Annotated in this window: 14 protein-coding genes and 1 riboswitch; of the genes, 4 read left to right on the plus strand and 10 right to left on the minus strand. The window is 38.1% G+C overall.

Features of this window, described 5'->3' with window-relative positions; all coding sequences use genetic code 11:
• Nucleotides 1–53: 53 nt before the first annotated feature.
• Nucleotides 54–1,913: a M2 family metallopeptidase gene (locus tag CPS_RS07055; RefSeq protein ID WP_011042421.1), complete on the minus strand. Its 1,860-nt coding sequence runs from the start codon at nucleotides 1,911–1,913 to the stop codon at nucleotides 54–56.
• Between the two features lie 807 nt (nucleotides 1,914–2,720).
• Between CPS_RS07055 and CPS_RS07060 the strand changes: the two genes are divergently transcribed.
• The 3 genes from CPS_RS07060 (at nucleotide 2,721) to CPS_RS07070 (ending at nucleotide 6,106) form a co-directional block, all read left to right on the plus strand.
• On the plus strand, nucleotides 2,721–3,368 hold the full coding sequence (locus CPS_RS07060) for a TetR/AcrR family transcriptional regulator (RefSeq protein WP_011042422.1): 648 nt from the start codon (nucleotides 2,721–2,723) through the stop codon (nucleotides 3,366–3,368).
• A gap of 620 nt (nucleotides 3,369–3,988) precedes the next feature.
• Nucleotides 3,989–5,356, plus strand: coding sequence for a DEAD/DEAH box helicase (locus CPS_RS07065; RefSeq protein WP_011042426.1), 1,368 nt, complete (start codon nucleotides 3,989–3,991; stop codon nucleotides 5,354–5,356).
• 3 nt (nucleotides 5,357–5,359) lie between these two features.
• On the plus strand, nucleotides 5,360–6,106 hold the full coding sequence (locus CPS_RS07070) for a hypothetical protein (protein ID WP_238383597.1): 747 nt from the start codon (nucleotides 5,360–5,362) through the stop codon (nucleotides 6,104–6,106).
• A gap of 54 nt (nucleotides 6,107–6,160) precedes the next feature.
• On the opposite strand, the gene CPS_RS07075 is transcribed toward CPS_RS07070, so the two are convergent.
• Nucleotides 6,161–7,078 carry a GGDEF domain-containing protein gene (locus CPS_RS07075; RefSeq protein ID WP_011042428.1) on the minus strand — a complete coding sequence of 306 codons (918 nt, stop codon included), beginning with the start codon at nucleotides 7,076–7,078 and terminating at the stop codon, nucleotides 6,161–6,163.
• Between the two features lie 361 nt (nucleotides 7,079–7,439).
• Here CPS_RS07075 and CPS_RS07080 point away from each other — a divergent pair, with 361 nt between their 5' ends.
• Nucleotides 7,440–9,407 (plus strand): monovalent cation:proton antiporter family protein, encoded by a 1,968-nt coding sequence (locus CPS_RS07080; RefSeq protein WP_011042429.1) that lies wholly within the window; start codon nucleotides 7,440–7,442, stop codon nucleotides 9,405–9,407.
• 191 nt (nucleotides 9,408–9,598) lie between these two features.
• Here the strand turns inward: CPS_RS07080 and CPS_RS07085 are convergent, their stop codons facing one another.
• From CPS_RS07085 to CPS_RS07120, 8 genes are all read right to left on the minus strand, one after another.
• On the minus strand, nucleotides 9,599–10,750 hold the full coding sequence (locus tag CPS_RS07085; RefSeq protein ID WP_011042430.1) for a patatin-like phospholipase family protein: 1,152 nt from the start codon (nucleotides 10,748–10,750) through the stop codon (nucleotides 9,599–9,601).
• Between the two features lie 245 nt (nucleotides 10,751–10,995).
• A complete protein-coding gene (locus tag CPS_RS07090; protein WP_232769080.1) occupies nucleotides 10,996–11,355 on the minus strand; it encodes a DUF3718 domain-containing protein in 360 nt (119 codons plus the stop codon).
• A gap of 58 nt (nucleotides 11,356–11,413) precedes the next feature.
• A riboswitch (cyclic di-GMP riboswitch) is annotated at nucleotides 11,414–11,509 on the minus strand.
• A gap of 218 nt (nucleotides 11,510–11,727) precedes the next feature.
• On the minus strand, nucleotides 11,728–12,384 hold the full coding sequence (locus tag CPS_RS07095) for a 3-oxoacid CoA-transferase subunit B (protein WP_011042433.1): 657 nt from the start codon (nucleotides 12,382–12,384) through the stop codon (nucleotides 11,728–11,730).
• Nucleotides 12,384–13,103, minus strand: a complete 720-nt coding sequence (locus tag CPS_RS07100; protein WP_011042434.1) for a CoA transferase subunit A — start codon at nucleotides 13,101–13,103, stop codon at nucleotides 12,384–12,386. Before CPS_RS07100 ends, CPS_RS07095 begins: the two co-directional genes overlap by 1 nt.
• Nucleotides 13,104–13,222: 119 nt before the next feature.
• Nucleotides 13,223–14,149 carry a hydroxymethylglutaryl-CoA lyase gene (locus CPS_RS07105; protein ID WP_011042435.1) on the minus strand — a complete coding sequence of 309 codons (927 nt, stop codon included), beginning with the start codon at nucleotides 14,147–14,149 and terminating at the stop codon, nucleotides 13,223–13,225.
• Between the two features lie 2 nt (nucleotides 14,150–14,151).
• Nucleotides 14,152–16,197, minus strand: coding sequence for an acetyl/propionyl/methylcrotonyl-CoA carboxylase subunit alpha (locus CPS_RS07110; RefSeq protein WP_011042436.1), 2,046 nt, complete (start codon nucleotides 16,195–16,197; stop codon nucleotides 14,152–14,154).
• A 67-nt stretch (nucleotides 16,198–16,264) separates the two neighbouring features.
• Nucleotides 16,265–17,053, minus strand: a complete 789-nt coding sequence (locus CPS_RS07115; RefSeq protein WP_011042437.1) for an enoyl-CoA hydratase/isomerase family protein — start codon at nucleotides 17,051–17,053, stop codon at nucleotides 16,265–16,267.
• 194 nt (nucleotides 17,054–17,247) lie between these two features.
• Nucleotides 17,248–18,855 carry a carboxyl transferase domain-containing protein gene (locus tag CPS_RS07120; protein ID WP_011042438.1) on the minus strand — a complete coding sequence of 536 codons (1,608 nt, stop codon included), beginning with the start codon at nucleotides 18,853–18,855 and terminating at the stop codon, nucleotides 17,248–17,250.
• Between the last annotated feature and the right edge of the window lie 292 nt (nucleotides 18,856–19,147).

The raw sequence follows: 19,147 nt of genomic DNA on the forward strand, positions 1-19,147 counted from the left end.
ATACCAGATGATAACGGGGCTTTTTATTATGTGGACTTTTTAATTATTAATCATTAAAAACCACATTGTTTACCTTGGTTTTTGTTTTTCAACCAAACATGTAATGGTGCAAAGTAATCTAATATAGCGGTAGCATCCATTTGCTCATTACCCGTTATTACTTTATAAGCTTGCTGCCATGGCTGGCTTGAACCCATTTCTAACATGGTATTAAGCGCAGTACCTGCTTCTTTTGAGTTATAAATTGAACAGCGGTGAATAGGGTCAGTATTACCTGAGATTTCACATAACGCACGATGGAATTCAAATTGTTGAATATGTGCTAAGAAATAACGGCTATAAGGTACACCTGCTGGTACGTGGTATTTAGCACCAGGGTCGAATGAATCAACATCACGATCTATAGGCGCTGCAACACCTTGGTATTTCTCACGTAATTCCCACCATGAAGTATTGTAGTCTTCAGGCTTAATTTCACCAGAGTAAACTTTCCAACGCCACTGATCTACCATCAAACCAAATGGAATGAAAGCGATTTTATCAAGCGCTTGTTTCATCAATAAACCAATATCTTTTGATTCATCAGGAATCGTATCAATTAAACCAATTTCTTTTAAGTATTTAGGGGTAACTGATAAGGCAATAGTATCGCCGATTGCTTCATGGAAACCATCATTAGCGCTATTTTGAAAGTATACTGGCTGGTCTTTGTAAGCACGTTGATAGAAGTTGTGCCCCAATTCGTGGTGAATAACGTTAAATTCTTCACCTGTTTTCTGTATACACATTTTGATGCGAATATCGTCTTTAGCATCAAGATCCCATGCGCTGGCGTGACAAGTTACGTCTCTATCGGCAGGTTTAGTAAACAATGAACGAGTATAAAAAGTCTCTGGTAAAGCATCAAAGCCTAATGACGTGAAGAACTTCTCAGCGCCTCTCACCATTTTTATCTCATCGTAGTTATGCTCAGCTAGTTGCTTAGTTACGTCATAACCAGGATCGGCATCTTCTGGAGCGACTAAATCATAAATGTTACCCCAAGACTGAGCCCACATATTACCCAACAAATGTGCTGGGATAGGTTTGTCTTGAGCCACTTTATCAGTACCGTAAGTTTCACCTAACTCGGTTCTTACATAACAATGTAAATCATCATATAAAGGCTTAACTTGTCCCCATAAGCGATCGAGTTCTTTGGCAAAATCATCGGCAGGCATATCGTAGTTAGAACGCCACATCGCGCCTAAATCTTGATAACCCAAACCTTTAGCACCTTCGTTAGCAAGCTCAGCTTGACGAGTGTAAAGAGGCTTCATTTCTGGGCTGATTTCACGCCAACCGGTCCACATTTCAAGTAATTCATCATAATCACGAGAATTAGCCATTTTTGACGTCATATCACCTAAGCTAAGTTTTTCACCTGCTTTAGTGGTATAGCTACCTTTACCGTAAATACTGCCAAGCTTAGCGCCTATTGTCGCTAATTCAGCTGACTTTTCTGGATCTTGTGGCGCTGGCATAACCAGACTTTGCTTTAAGACATTTAATTGGCGTCGTTGTGTCGGGTTAACATCTACGTCATCAAAAGTTGCAGCTTGCATGGCGTATCTTACACCAGCATCAGTGGATTTTTGATCGGCTTCAGCAGCTAATGATGCGGTATCTTCAGTGATGAAATTGGCATAAATCCAAGCAGCACGTGAACCTTCTAAGTTTAACGTCACCATTTCTTTAGCAACATTATCTAAGAACTGTTGGGCGTCTGTGGCCGTTAATGCTGCTTGTGCGCTAATTTTTGCCGCTTTTTCTACTGAGGCTTGTTGGCTTGGCTCTTGATTGCATGCCGTTAAAGAAGCGGCAATAACTAATGCGAGACCTGTAAACTTAAATGTTTTCGTAATATTTTTCATTTTATTATCATTATCAAAGTGCAGTTGTTAGGTGAGGTTAGTATATAAAATTGTTTGCTTGATACAAAGTTTATAAGGAAAATAGTTACTTAGGATTAACTAGCTCAAATTTGGGGCAAAAAAAAGCTCATTCAAAATGAATGAGCAAACTACAACATGAAACTGGGTTGAGATATAAAAACAATAATAAACAAAAACAATGATATATAGGGGAGTTAATAAGAACAGGGAGTTTTAAAGTCACTGCTTGCTAGAAACTGAGTTAATAATAAATGCTTGCCCTGTGTTTTACTGTATAGATACCGTAACGATTTGTAATGGTAGTGATGTACAATGCATTTTGAAAACAATCTGGTTTAGCGCTTAAATTTAGGGCAAAAAAAAGCTCATTCAAAATGAATGAGCAAACTACAACATGAAACTGGGTTGAGATATAAAAACAATAATAAACAAAAACAATGATATATAAGGGAGTTAATAAGAACAGGGAGTTTTAAAATCACTGCTTGCTAGAAACTGAGTTAATGATAAATGCTCAGCCTGTATTTTACTGTATAGATAGCGTAATGATTTGTAATAGAGTTGATGTACAATAGATTCTGAAATAATCTGGTTAAGTGGTTGTTAAAAGCTTGACCTATTTACAAAGAATACGCTATTTTAAACAGGTGTTTAAACTAGTTGTTTAGTTTATACCCATAACCATTCAAATGCACTCATCACTCTGAAGTCTGCATCTTGATTGGTAAAAGGGATATATGCTAAATCATTAAATAATTAAAACAGCAAGCAGTTAGAAGTTGAAGTATGAGTACCAAAAATAAAATATTAGATGCCGCCGATGTACTTTTTGCCAATAAAGGCTTTAATGGTACGTCCCTAAGAGAAATTACGAGTCAGGCTAATGTCAATTTAGCGGCAGTAAACTATCATTTTGGCTCTAAAAAAGAGTTAATTAAAGCGGTTATGTCTCGCTATATGGATGAACTATCTCCTCGATTGGAGTCTGCACTGTCACTCATTTGCCAAGCTGAGCTTAAACCAACTTTGCATGAAGTGTTTTCTGCTTTTATAGGGCCACTTTTACACCTTAATGAATTTAAAGAAAACGGTACCAGTACCTTTTTGCAATTATTAGGGCGCGGTTATACCGACAGCCAAGGCTTTTTACGTTGGTTTTTAACAACTCAATATCCTGATGTTTTTACTAACTTTACCAAAGCCGTTAACATTGCTTACCCTGAATTAAGTGCAGAAGAAATATTTTGGCGATTGCATTTTACTATGGGCACTATAGTTTTTACCATGTCATCAAGTGAAGCTTTGATTGATATTGCTCAAAATGATTTCGACAATAAGTTAGATATAGCGGGTGTTATCGAGCGAGTTATTCCTTATGTTGCTGCAGGGGTTGGTGCGCCAATTACTAAAACCGAACCATTATCTCTAGTTTGATGCTTTTATTTTAAACAGCAAAAAATAACAATAAACTTATTATCAATTCATTGTGAATGAATTGATAAGAATGGCGCATTATACCAAGTCTATTAAGTTATTTCCCGCTCAGCGAGAATTAAAAGGCTTAGAAGCAAGGCGTTGATAGAAGAGAATGGTTATTCCCTTATCAAAATCAATAACACAGTATATAAGCCTTTTAAACTCGCCCATCGGGAGCTTATTAGAAAACTGATAACATCACGAAATTGGTGAAGTATAGAATAACTATATTTAATCAATTTCACTTGTTCTAAGCTCGCTAATAATAGCTCTGAGTTGGGAATAAATTTAATAGAATTGGTATTACTTACCTTATTCATTCGCACTTAGTGCGATAACTTAGATTAAGTAGTCGCTCTATTTTGATAAAGCCAATGCAGTAAATAATCCCTTAAATAGATTGAGGTATGTTTTTGCCATAATTCATACTTATCCACCCAGAAAATTACTCCTCTTAGCAAATATCTAAACTAATTTTTTTCAAGACTAGTTCTGCTTTTAACTACAATTTGTATTATAATCCGCGCCAATTATGCTATTTCAGTATTTTACAAGTTTATTTAGGGTTCAGGTGACATATGAGTGTTGATTCAATTGGCTTATCAGCGGATTTATTAAAAGCGGTTAAGGCGTGTGGTTATAAGAATTTAACCCCTATTCAACAAGAAGCAATTCCAGTTATTCGCCAAGGCGTTGACCTTTTAGCAAGCGCACAAACAGGTACAGGTAAAACAGCTGCTTTTAGCTTACCTATTTTAGATGCAATTGCTAAAGCCAATCATGCCGCCAAGAGTTCGACTACTTCTACAGATGAAAACTCTGCAGAAGAAAAAAGTGCATCAGGACAAGCAATTCGAGCGTTAATATTGACGCCTACTCGTGAACTTGCCAATCAAGTAGCTGATAACATCAAACAGTTTAGCCAATACCTACCGATAAAAAGTGGTGTGGTTTATGGTGGCGGTAAAATGGCATCACAAACAAAGATGCTAAAACAAGGCCTTGATGTGTTAGTAGCAACACCGGGTCGTTTATTAGAGCACTTAGCTCTACGCAATGTTGATTTATCACAAGTGAAATTTCTTGTACTTGATGAAGCTGATCGCATGTTAGACATGGGATTTTTAACGGATATTGAAAAATTATTGCTAGCTGTTAAACATAAGCATCAAACGTTGATGTTTTCTGCAACTTTTTCAGACCGCGTAAAGTCGTTAGCAAATCAGTTATTGAAATCACCAAAAACAATCAGTGTTTCTAAAGAAAACACGACTTCGGGTAAAATAAAGCAAGCCGTTTATTGGGTTACCGAAGAACGTAAGCGAGAATTACTTTCAGAGCTTATTGGTGTTAATAATTGGCAGCAAGTACTGGTGTTTGCCGGAACAAAAGAAAGTGCAAATACGTTAGCAAAAGAATTAAAGCTTGACGGAATAAAAGCGGCGTTATGTCACGGCGATAAAACTCAAGGCGCAAGAAATAAAGCATTAGAGCAGTTTAGTGAAGGTAAAGTGCGCGTATTAGTTGCAACAGACGTTGCAGCTCGAGGACTCGATATACCCGATCTTGCTTTTGTCGTTAATTTTCACTTACCATTTTTACCTGAAGATTATGTCCACCGTGTTGGTCGTACGGGTAGAGCGGGTAAATCAGGTACGGCAATTTCTTTAGTAAGCCCTAAAGATGAGCGCTTTTTAGAAAACATAGAGCAATTAATTGAACGTAAGTTTGAACGTATTGTAGCTCCTGGTTATGAGTTTAACCGCCTAGAAGCTAGTGAATACCAAGAAGCAACGGTAAAGCGCGACAGTAAAAACAGGTATCGTGCAGCCCAAGAAAAGAATCAAAATTTAGCGAAAAAAGATGTGAAAATTAAAAGTTTAAGTAAAAATAAAACGGCAAGAACGAACAGTAAATACAATAATAAAATTCAGAAAAAACGTTAAAGTTTGTCTGAAAAACTCGGTAATAATAAGTTAACAAAACCAGTGATAGCACCTATAGTTATAACAGAAACGCCTTTTGATAAAAGGCATTGTTGCTGGTTTTGTGGTGAGCCTAGCCATGTTGTTTTTATTTTCCCTTCTTATAGTTCCGCCTTTGCTTATGAGAGTGATAAATACTTATCACTCTCTAGTTCCCATCCATTAATCTCTCTTCCTAGTTGCCGAGAGTGTCAACAATTTGCGAATAAAGCCAAAGAAAATACAATTTTGGCAGTCAAAGGTTATGTAAAGCAAAAGCTATTAAAGCGCTATGCTAAAGATCTTGCTATCGGTGTTAATTGGACAGAGCAAGAGTTGGCAACAAGTGGGTTTGAGCAAGGAAATTTTGCTGGTTTTGCCCGAAGTGCCTGGTTTATGTATGAAGTAGCAAAGGCGAGGGTAAGTTATTTAGGTTGGCCGTTGGTGGCTAATGGTATTGAACTTGAGGAGGTTGATCTTGAGGATTTACAAGTCGAAACCTTTAACTTTGATGGTGTTTTGTACCCCTCTTTATCTGATGCTATTGCGCATTATGCAAAAATATTTTTACTAGATGAACACTATGTTACCGCGGTTTTACAACACTTGGGCAATAGTGGTATTGATGAGAAATCATTTGCCCAAGCGGTCCGTTTTTGTCGGTTATTAGTTAATGCTAGCGCAAACGACCGTAAAATCGCTTTTAAGGCGCTAGTCGCTAAAAGTAAGTGATTACTTCTCTATTACTTCTCTATTACTTATCTATTAGTAGTTAGCTGTAGAAGCTTAGACAACACTTAAGTGCGAAGATACTTGCATCTTACGACGGTAAAGTATTTCGTCTGCACGCTCAAAAAAGCTGAGTTCATTATCGGCTCTGTTCATAAACGTTGAACCTATACTGCAACCTAGTTGGTATTTATTTAATTGTACATTACTAGCTAAAGCTAGGTTTATTCGGTTTTCAATGATAGCTAAAGCGGTATCATTAGCATTTTCGACGATTATAGCAAATTCATCACCACCAAATCTAAATAAGCTATCTGAGTCACGAGTACATAAGCGTAGTACATTGGCAAACTCTTGTAAGACGGTATCTCCAGCAATGTGGCCATGAGTATCATTTATAGCCTTAAATTTATTTAAGTCACCTAAGACTAAACCAACCAAGCTATGATGTCGGTTAGCGTTATGCATTGAACGTTTTAATTGTTCGTCAAAATATCGGCGATTACCTAATCCAGTTAAACCGTCCTGCATAGCAAGTTGCATTGCTGTATGATACGCAATGGCATTTTTAATCGGGTGTAACAGGCATAGGTGAAGTTGTTCTAACACTTTAAAGTTAGTTAAGCTGATAGGGCTATTGATACCATAGCTGAGTGTACCAATAAAATTATCTTCAATCTTTAATTCAAAACATTGTTCTTTTTTAGCTTTTCTGCTGCCAAAAAGTACAGTATTCAAATTCTGACTTTTAAAGTACAGCCCAGAAAAATCAACATATCTGGTAGCTTCTACCGCAAAAATACTTAATAGTTCATCAATATCAAGTGTAGTTTGTAGCTGCGTCATCAGCGCTAGGATCTGACGTTTATCAAAAATAGTATTAGTAAAAGTTTCAGCAACAAGTGCATCAGTGCTTAATGTACTATAGGTATTAAAGGGAGAAAACCTATTATCAAGTACGTTTAGTGTTTGCATACAACAACCTCATTAACTTTATCTTATAACGTCAATTGATAAATATGATCGCTCTAAGAGCATATTTTGACGCTATTTTTTAACTATTAAGATAAAAGCAATAAACGTACCACTTAGTTATAATTTGTTTGTTTTCAGGTTAATGTTACTAATTTTCAATGAAATATATTCATTGAGTGCAATGTGATTTATTTTTGTTGTTAATATACTTTAAGGCTAGGTAAACTATGAATAGATTATCAGTTTTTCTCTTGAGTCATAATGTTGGCGGCAATATTTTGCCGCTTGGCAAATAAGCCTAAATCTTAGTTCTGTTATTGACCACCTCTAAAAATTATCAAAGCAAACGAAAGGAAGTTATGTGAGCGGTTATTTTGAAATACTTGCGATTTTAACCTGTGCTGTATTTGTGGTATGGCTATTTCGTCGACTAAATTTACCGGCGATTTTAGCTTACTTAGTTGCAGGCATGCTTGTTGGTCAACACGGTTTAAATCTAGTTCAGGACCAAGTTGATTATGATCACTTTGCCGAGTTGGGTATTGTATTTTTACTCTTTACTTTAGGGCTAGAATTCTCATTACCACGATTAATGGCGATGCGCCATTTAGTGGTCTCTGTTGGTAGCTTACAAGTCGGTATTTCACTACTTGTCTTTATAATTGCGGGACTGTTTTTTGGTTTAAGTTTTTCTGAAGCTTTTGTTGTTGGTAGTATACTCGCACTCTCTTCTACCGCTATTGTTATCAGGCAACTGAGTGAAACGGGTGCCATGAAACGAAAATCAGGGCAGTTATCGGTCGCTATTTTACTGTTTCAAGATGTCGCTGTTGTGCCGTTATTAATCATTATTCCTATGTTGGCTATGGATAGCCAGAGTTCTATGGTCTGGGCGTTAATGCTAGCTATGGTGAAAGGGGTTGTGGTTGTCGCATTATTATTATTAATTGGTAAGTGGTTGCTCCCAAAAGTATTTAACATTATTGCGCAAGTACGAACTGATGAACTCTTTGTATTAACCACATTATTAGTGACTTTATTAGCCGCAGCTTTCACCCAATGGTTCGGTTTATCAATGGCATTAGGTGCTTTTCTTGCTGGTATGATGTTAAGTGAGAGTGAGTATAAGCATCAACTTGAAGCCGATATTCGGCCTTATCGAGATATTTTACTCGGCTTATTTTTTATCACTGTTGGTATGAAACTCGACGTGAGTTTATTAATATCATCACCATTTAGTTTATTAGGCTTGATGCTCTGTTTTATGCTAGTCAAAATTATGGTAATCAAAATCCTTGCGGTTAAAGCGGGAGAATCAAGTAAAGATGCTTGGGCATCGGGTTTAATGCTGGCGCAAATGGGGGAGTTTGGTTTTGTACTAATAGCGTTAGCAAACCAAAGTCAAATATTGCCACTAGATGTTGCTTCAATGCTGCTTGGCGCAGGTGTTATCAGTATGGCGATTACTCCTTTTATGATCAACAACGCCAGATCTTGGGCACTATTTTTGAGTCAAGAAAAATCACCAGAATCGCTTGATTTATCACAATTACCTGAAAATAAAGTTTTAGAGAATCATGTTGTCATCTGCGGTTTTGGCCGAGTAGGGCAGACAGTCAGTCGATTTTTAAAACAAGACGAAATTGATTTTGTTGCCATTGATGTTGATCCACTTCGCACTCAAAAAGCGAGAGAAGCAGGTGAGAAAGTACTCTTTGGTTCATCTAGGCAAACTGAAGTTCTTAATGCGGCTCACTTATCTGAAGCTAAGTTAGTTGTCATTGCTTTTGGTGATGATAAGCAATCACTTGAGGTGATTCAAAAAGTTAGAAGTATGAATGAAAAAGTCCCTATTCTGGTAAGAACTCGTAATGATGACCAACTTGATGCTTTACAAGCTGCGGGCGCTAATGAGGTTGTACCTGAAAGCTTAGAGGGTAGTTTAATGTTAGTTTCGCAAGTGCTATCGCTTACGGGCGTGCCATTTTCTCGCATTATGCGCCGTGTGCAAAGAGAGCGTAAAAACCACTATAACCATTTACACGGCTTCTTTCAGGGAGAGCACACTGATATGAGCCCACAAGCTATAGATAGAATTGAATTTGCTCACGCTATTTTAATAAATGATAATTCTTTTAGTTGTGGTAAAAGCATTGAATCATTAAATCTCGGTAAAATGCGAGTGAACGTTGTTGCTTTACGCCGAGGTGATATTGAATGTGAATCACCTGGGAAAGACACTGTCTTACAAGCACAAGATACATTGATTATTCGCGGAAAGCCTAGGGGAGTTGAAAAAGCAGATCATTATGTACAAGAGGGTAAGTAGTTTATTAATAGAATAACTAGGACTTTCCTTTGCAAAGACACTATATTCTGAATAAGAGCGCTATCTTTTAATAAGTGAGAGTTGCTCTTAAAATGGTTAGCTCTAAAGTGAGTTGTTTAAAAAAGATAAGCCCTAAGGTGATGCTCTTAGGCTAATAGTTAAACCTCCACTCCACAATCTATCAAGGATGGTCATATATCAAGAAAACTTCTAATGGCCTGTTCTTGCTCCATGGCATCAGCAAAACCTAACCTTATTAATTCACCACAAAAATTTTTCTCAAATAATAAATAACTGATAATACTCGACTCAGAATCATTTCCTATGCCTGCGCTACGCAATAACAAGCGAATAGATAAAGGTAGGTCATAATAATACTGAGCAGCAATCTCATTAAAATCATGACTAGGATTAATAACAAAACTATCTATGTGCTGTAATCCTTCGTTTTCTTTTCTATTTTGAGCTGAAATCAATTTAAGCGTTTCGTTTATTCGTGCCATGCGTTCAAGATCGCTATGCATGGTATCTGAAAAAATGGAATCGAGTAGATGACCCGCAATAGTTGCCGAGCTTGGCGGATGTGGTGTGTTTTCTCTTGTATGCATAGGCTCCTTTGGCTGATCTACTCCAATCACAAATATTTTTTTTGCGCCTAAATGTATCGCTGGACTCAATGGAGAAAGTTGATGTACTGAACCATCTCCAAAGTGTTGGTTCTTAATTTTAACCGAAGGAAAAACCATTGGAATTGCAGCTGAAGCCATTAAGTGTTCTGTATTTAACTGGCATAATTCTCCACGTCTTTTAACGCGAGACCAAGGTAGTGCTAAACCATCGGATTGATAAAAGCTAATAGAGTCACCATTGCTATAACTTGATGCTGTAATTGATACGGCTGATAAGTATCCGCGCGCTATATTATTATCAATGCGATTAAAGTCGAGGATTTGGTTAAGTAATGCTCTAAGAGGGGCGTTGTTAAGTAAACTACGAGGATTTTTATTCGCATAATCAGCTTGGAAACTAGCGAGCATACCTTGGCTTATATGACTAAATACGTTGATCGGACTACTATGGTAGATACTTGATATATTGAAGTTTTTCCAGGCCCATTCCAGTTTCTTTACCCCTAATTGAAAACAGGATGCATAACAAGCTAATGAGGTGGTATTGATAGCTCCAGCAGAAGTACCTGAAAGGATTGAAAAGGGGATACCATGGTTTCTAGGGATGAACTTTGAAATGGCGGACAAAACACCAACTTGATAGGCTGCACGGGCACCACCACCAGTTAGCACCAGAGCGTTTTTATTATTCAGATAGTTTCTTTTTAGTGTCATAGAGAATGATTTTTTTATTTTTAAACCGTCAGAATTGTATCTATTTATTACTCGACTTCAATGACTTAAGTGTATGTGCTTTTGATTTACTTCGCTAGCTACTTAACTCATTAATTACTTTATTTAGGACAAAAAAAAACCAGCAAAGCTGGATTTTTTAAAATGACATAGAATTATTAAATAGTATAGCTTTTACTCATCCGTTTTTATTGCTAAAAGGTATTAACATCTACTTTAAATAATTTTTAACTGCTAACGCGAGCGTTGGCAGCGTCTATCAATGGTTGCGATCCAGTTTGAAGCATCTCTAGGTTAGCCGAAACTACTTTCTTTGGTAATTTTGAAATCATCAAAGAACCAGTTTTTACTGAGCCAGAGGTTGATGCAAACTCTAATAAGTTCTTACCATTACACTGGATATTGTCGAAGATACGACGAATCTTAAGTTTATTTGTCTTTAAAAATGAACGCATGCGTTTCTTGTCATCGGCCGCTACGTACTCACATATACTTGTCGCAATGTCAGCAGCTTGTGCCTTTGGTGTTGTTACAGCAGACGCTAATGTTAAAACTGTGATGGTGGAAGCTATTAATAATTTTTTCATTTTATAAACCTTAATAATGGAGTTAATAAAAGAAAAAACCACGGGATGTACCTGTTAACGAGGTGACTCCGCTGTCATAGATAAATAATTAAACTTTACCCTTAGACCGGTGGTTTTGCGTAACACGTTTTCGCGTGCTTTGCCTTTTCTTTGTCAAAAATAAGTATCACGTAATTGTTACCAAAGTGCAAGCTAAATGGGCGCGAGAGAACAGTTAGTGAAAATGAGAATGGAAATAATACGAGACTAAACATGTAAAGAATAAAGGTAATAGTTTGATAACTATTACCTTTATTTGAATGTTTCAGAGAAAGGTATCTCTTTGCTTTTACTACGAAATAAGGTCTTTCTTAGTTACAAAGTACTATAGAATTAAAACTTCATCTCTGGTATGTCACCAGTCACAACAAGTTCGCCTTCAGTTAACTTAATTATTTCTTCAATAGAAACACCAGGGGCACGTTCAAGCAAATGAAACTTACCTTCTTTAATTTCAATAAACGCTAAATCAGTTAATACTTTCTTAATGCAACCTTTACCCGTTAATGGCAAAGAACAGCTTTTAAGTAGTTTTGAAACACCATGCTTAGAAGCATGTGTCATGGTAACGATAATATTATCTGCCCCAGCCACTAAGTCCATTGCGCCGCCCATGCCCTTGATCAATTTACCGGGTATCATATAGGAAGCAATATTACCGTTAACATCGACTTCAAAGGCGCCCAGAACAGTTAAATCTACATGGCCACCTCGTATCATCGCAAAAGACTCTGCAGAGTCAAAAACAGATGCGCCAGTTGCCATAGTGACAGTTTGCTTACCGGCATTAATTAGATCGGCGTCAATTTCTTCTTCCGTTGGAAATTGCCCCATGCCAAGTAAACCATTTTCTGATTGCAACATCACTTCAATATCTTGCGGAACATAGTTTGCAACAAGGGTAGGGATACCTATGCCTAAATTAACGTAATAACCATCTTTTAGTTCTTGGGCAACACGTTGAGCTATTTGTTCTCTTGATAACGCCATTATTTTGCTCCTTGTGCTGAAGATGGACGAACAGTACGTTGTTCAATACGCTTTTCGAAAGTGCCTTGAATTAAGCGATCAACATAAATACCAGGTGTATGGATTTGGTCTGGATCTAACTCACCCACTTCAACTATTTCTTCTACTTCAACAACGGTAATCTTGCCAGCAGTTGCTGCCATAGGGTTAAAGTTTCGAGCCGTTTTTCTAAAAACTAAATTACCGTATCTATCGGCTTTCCATGCTTTGACAATCGCAAAATCACCGGTAATAGCTTCTTCTAAAATATACTCACGGCCATTAAATGTTCGTTCATCTTTGCCCTCAGCTACAGGCGTACCAACACCTGTTGCCGTGTAAAAAGCTGGAATACCAGCACCACCTGCACGCATCTTTTCTGCAAGCGTACCTTGTGGTGTTAATTCAACTTCGAGTTCTCCCGCCATCATTTGGCGTTCAAATTCAGCATTCTCACCCACATAAGAGGCAACAATTTTTTTTATTTGTCGATCAGCTAATAAAACACCTAAGCCAAAATCATCAACACCACAATTATTCGAAACTAAGGTCAAACCTTTAGTCCCTTTGCGCTTGATTTCACTGATCAAGTTTTCTGGGATACCACATAAACCAAAACCACCTGCGATAACGGTCATGTTATCTGTTAGCCCAGCCATGGCTTCCTCATAGCTTGACACTACTTTGTCGAATCCTGCCATTTTATTCTCCTCATTTGGTTTGATATTTTATAAAAATTTAACAGAGAGAAAGAATAAACAAAATAATTCATCATTATCTTAATCTGCTTTACCTTCATTCTCTCTGTGCGAAGAAATTGCTACTTTTCTGAAACTTTCTCTTGTGCTAAATAAGCATTTGATACTTTAGATATAGGTGCTTTACCTAACTTATCACTAATAAACCAACCTGCTTGCAGTAACTTTTTGAAATCGATGTCTGTCGCTATACCTAAACCGTTAAGCATATAAACTACATCTTCAGTCGCTACATTACCTGAAGCACCTTTAGCATAAGGACAACCGCCTAAACCAGCAATAGCACTATCGACTACCTTGACACCCATTTGTAATGCAGCGTAAATATTAGTTAACGCTTGCCCATAGGTATCATGAAAGTGAACCGCTAGTTTATCTGTTGGTACACGTGCACTAACGGCTTGTATCATCTTTGTTACGCTTGCTGGATTACCGACACCTACAGTGTCACCTAATGAAATTTCATAACAACCCATAGCAAAGAGTTTTTCTGCGACTAAAGCGACTTGCTCTGGATCTATATCACCTTCATAAGGACAACCCAATACACAAGAAACATAACCACGGACTTTGATATTCGCTTTTTTAGCCGCTTCCATAATAGGTGCAAAGCGCTCAAGACTCTCTTCAATAGAGCAGTTTATGTTTTTTTGGCTAAAGCTTTCTGAAGCAGCGCCAAAGATAGCGACTTCATTAGCATTGACTGCCATTGCTGCTTCAAAACCACGCATATTAGGTGTTAATGCTGCATAGGTTACCTTCTGATTGCGATTGAGTTTTTCAAACACTTCAGTAGAGGTTGCCATTTGTGGCACCCATTTAGGTGAAACAAAGCTGCCACTTTCAATATAACTAACGCCAGCATCGCTGAGTTTTTCTATCAGCTGAATTTTATCGCTAGCACCAATGGGCGTTGCTTCATTTTGCAGACCATCTCTAGGACCAACTTCAACAACTTTAACCTGCTGTGGTAATTTGCTTGATAACATGATTACTCCGACTCTTCACTGCTACTTTCTTGTTCCGTGAACGCTAATAACTCAGCACCGCCATCTACCATGTCGCCGACTTGGAAAAATATCTCATCAATAGTACCGTTGCTTGGCGCTTTGATAGTATGTTCCATTTTCATCGCTTCCATGATCAATAAAGGTTGGTCTTTACTAACCTGTTCGCCAGATTTAACCAAAACACTCACCATAGTGCCGTTCATTGGCGCGATTAAACCGCCATGATTATCATCTTCGTTATGCTGACCACAGTCTGGCAGAATATGAGTAAAGTTAAATACGCCATTAGTCCTATATAGACTTATGTTATTTTCAAAATGATTAAAGGTTGTTTGGCTACGATGTCCGTTAACAGTCGCTACGATAGTGTCATCATTGTGTGGCGTAGTTAAAATTTCGCCTTGACAATCAAACTTTTCACCATTGATATTAATTGAATAATAGGCATCATTACCCTGACGCTTTTGTTCAACTGTCACCGTGTGCTCGGTATCATTGTGCGCTAGCACTAACGTATGTAAATTAGCTTCATTTAGGCGCCATGCATTGGCATTGTACCAAGGAGAATGTGGGTCGTTACTTTGCTGCGCTTGCTGTTTTGCCTTGCTTTCTTTAGATAGAACAAGGAATAAAGCTGCTATAGGCAACTCATTGACTAATGGTTTTTCATCGTTATGAAAAATCAGGTCATGATTTTTTTCAATGAAACCTGTATCAATATCTGCGGCTTTAAAAGGAGCAGATGTTGCTAAATTATAAAGAAAATCAATATTAGTCGTGACACCATTAATACGGTACTCACTCAATGCTTTTGCTAAGCGCTGCAGTGCCTTTTCACGATTTTCATCCCAGACAATTAATTTAGCAATCATAGGATCATAATACACACTGACGTCATCGCCCTGACGAACACCGGTATCTATACGAACATGTTCGCTCTCAATAGGTGTTTTTAATAGACTTAACTTTCCTGTTGCAGGTAAAAAGTCGTTATTAGCATCTTCTGCATAAATTCGCGCTTCAAAAGCATGACCATTGAGCACAAGTTGCTCTTGTGTTTTAGGCAGTAATTCACCAGCGGCTACACGTAATTGCCATTCAACTAAATCTTGTCCACTGATCATTTCAGTAACTGGGTGTTCAACCTGTAAGCGGGTGTTCATTTCCATAAAATAGAAAGAGCCGTCGATATCAAGTAAAAATTCAACGGTACCTGCACCTTGATAACCTATCGCCTGAGCAGATTTAATTGCTGATTCGCCCATTTGAGCGCGTAATTCTTCGCTCATGCTAAAAGCAGGGGCTTCTTCAATGACTTTTTGATGGCGACGCTGTACTGAACAATCACGTTCAAATAAATAAACAGCATTTTCATGATTATCACAAAATACCTGGATCTCAACATGGCGAGGCTGTGTTAGGTATTTTTCAACCAACATAGTGTCGTCACCAAATGATGACATCGCTTCACGTTTTGCAGCGGCTAAACCTTCATCGAATTCTGCTTCGCTCCACACTTGGCGCATGCCTTTACCACCACCACCTGCTGTGGCTTTTAGTAGTACCGGATAGCCCATGTCGTCAGCGGCTTTTTTGATAATATCACGTGACTGATCGTCACCATGATAGCCGGGCACTAATGGCACATCGGCTTTTTCCATAATGTTTTTAGCGGCAGACTTTGAACCCATCGCTTCAATGGCGGCGACAGGAGGGCCGATAAAAGTGATGTTCTCAGCGGCACAGTTACGACAAAAACCAGCATTTTCAGACAAAAATCCATAACCAGGATGAATTGCTTGAGCGCCTGTCTGTTTGGCGGCAGCGATAACTTTATCACCTAACAAGTAACTTTCGCGTGATGGCGAAGGGCCTATGTAAACGGCTTCATCGGCCATATGAACATGCAAAGCATCTTTATCGGCATCTGAATAAACGGCAACGGTTAATACACCCATTTTCTTGGCTGTTTTAATAATGCGGCAGGCAATTTCACCACGGTTGGCAATTAAAATTTTACTGAACATTTTTTTATCCTTTTATTCTTTTAGTATCACTTAATATCACTAGCAACTGAGAACTTGACGCTTACTCTTACCAATTAGGCGCTCGTTTTTCAAAAAAGGCGGTTAAACCTTCTTGTCCTTCAGTTGATACGCGAATAGCTGCTATACGCTCACTAGTGTCTCTGAGTAAGTTTTCATCAATTGGTTGAAAGGCGACATCTTGGCTAAGTTTTTTTGCCTGTCGTCTCGCTTGACTACCATTAACTAATAACTTGGCGACCATACTATTGACTTCATCAGTTAGCAGCTCAGGCGAGACTACTTCATCTACTAAACCAAGTGACTGTGCTTTATCGCTAAAGAAACGTTCGGCAGTTTGAAAGTAACGGCGACTCGCTTTTAAACCAATGGTATCTACTACATAAGGGCTAATGGTTGCGGGTATTAAGCCCAATTTAACTTCACTTAAACAAAAGCTTGCTTTGGTGCTCGCGATAACAATGTCACAACAGCTCGCTAAACCAACAGCACCGCCAAAAGCGGCGCCTTGAATTTTGGCAATAGTTGTTTGTGGCAAAAAGTTTAACGCTTTTAACATTTGCGCTAAAGCGTTGGCATCTTTCAAGTTATCTTCATACGAATAACTTGCCATGCGCTTCATCCAACCTAAGTCAGCACCGGCACTAAAACTCTTGCCGTTTGAGGCTAAAATCATAACGCTAATGTCATCGCGTTTACTGATGTCGTTAAAAATCTCAGTTAGCTGTTTAATGATGGCATCGTCAAAAGCATTGTGTTTATCAGGATTGTTCAAAGTAACTGTGGCAATACCTTGCTCATTAACTTCTAACAAAACCTTGTCGTTGTTGGTATTCATAATAAGTACGTTTCACCTTTTATTTATACAGCTATACCGATCTCAGTAACTATGTGACTATTTCTACTAGTTAAAATAATCAACTACTTCGTTATTTATTTAATAATTAGAACAACTAGTTATTAAAATAAACTCCTTGTATTTGGTTGTTTTTCCTGCGTATAAAATAGACCACTTAATTAATGAAACTGGTATTACATACGGAAGATGCCAAACTTGGTCTCTTCAATTGTTTTGTTTAATGAGGCTGAAATAGCTAAACCTAAAACTTGTCTAGTGTCAGCAGGGTCGATAATGCCATCATCCCATAAACGCGCCGAGGCGTAATAAGGATGACCTTGGTGTTCATAGTTATCGATGATAGGTTGTTTAAAGCTTTGCTCTTCGGCTTCGCTCCAGCTTTCACCGAGTTTTTCTTTTTTATCACGTGTTACTTGCGCCATAACGCCAGCTGCTTGCTCGCCACCCATCACAGATATACGTGAATTTGGCCACATAAATAAGAAGCGTGGATCATAAGCTCGACCACACATGCCATAGTTTCCTGCGCCAAAACTACCACCAATTAAAATGGTAAACTTAGGTACTTGCGCCGTAGCTACAGCGGTAACCATTTTGGCACCATGTTTAGCTATACCGCCTGATTCGTACTGCTTACCCACCATGAAGCCAGTGATGTTTTGTAGGAATACTAGAGGAATTTTTCGTTGTGCACATAGTTGAATAAAATGTGCACCTTTTTCAGCAGACTCACCAAATAACACCCCATTATTGGCGACAATACCAACAGGATAGCCATAAATATTGGCAAAACCACAAACTAAGGTATTGCCATAAAGGGCTTTAAATTCGTCGAATTCACTGCCATCAACAATACGAGCAATAACTTCACGTATATCATAAGGCTGACGAGTATCTTTAGGAATAATGCCGTAAATATCGTCAGTTGGATATTCGGGTTCAACAACTTGTTTGAAATCTATTGTTACCGGTTTTACTCGGTTTAAGTTTTTAACAGCAGAACGTGCTATTTCAAGAGCATGGTGATCGTTTTGTGCATAATGATCGGTAACACCTGAAGTACGACAATGTACATCCGCACCACCAAGATCTTCAGCGCTCACAACTTCACCTGTCGCTGCTTTAACTAGTGGAGGTCCCGCTAGGAATATAGTGCCTTGCTCTTTAACAATAATTGACTCATCAGCCATTGCAGGAACATATGCACCACCCGCAGTACAAGAGCCCATAACAACAGCAATTTGAGGAATGTTATTGGCTGACATATTCGCTTGGTTAAAGAAAATTCGACCAAAGTGCTCTTTATCTGGAAACACATCATCTTGGTTTGGTAAGTTTGCGCCACCAGAGTCGACTAAATAAATACAAGGTAGGTTGTTTTCTTTTGCAATAGATTGTGCGCGAAGGTGTTTCTTTACTGTGAGTGGGTAATAAGTACCCCCTTTAACCGTGGCATCATTGGCAACAATAACACACTCTTGACCAGCCACTCGGCCTATACCTGTGATAATACCGGCACTAGGCACGTTATCATCATAAACCTGGTAAGCGGCAAGTTGCGAGAACTCTAAAAATGCTGAGCCATCGTCTAGTAAAGCATTGACTCTATCTCTTGGTAATAACTTACCACGTCCGATATGTCGCTCTCGAGATCGTTCGCCACCGCCAAGTTTTATTTCACCGAGTTTTTCTCGTAAATCATCAACTTGGGTTTGCATATGAGCAGCATTATCAAGAAAGTCTTGGCTGCGAGTGTTTATCTTACTTATTATTTTTGCCACGGGAGAGAGCCTTTTATTTGATAGTAATCATTTATTTTATTGCGGTTTAACTCAACTACTGCGTTTAAAAATGCTCATTGACTAACGTCAACTCTGCTTTTTTACTTTGTATTTGAATTAAACCGCTGCAAACTAAACAATTACTGGTTAACTCAATATTTGTTTAATTACTTATTACAGAAGTTACTTTTTTGTCACTGAAGTAGTAGTGATTCAACTTTAAGCTGTAGGGTTTAATTAAAAGGAAAAAGCATGGAGTTGATAACTTTCAAAAAAGTTATCAATGAGTACT

Source organism: Colwellia psychrerythraea 34H, from assembly GCF_000012325.1.
Classification (GTDB): Bacteria; Pseudomonadota; Gammaproteobacteria; order Enterobacterales; family Alteromonadaceae; genus Colwellia; species Colwellia psychrerythraea_A.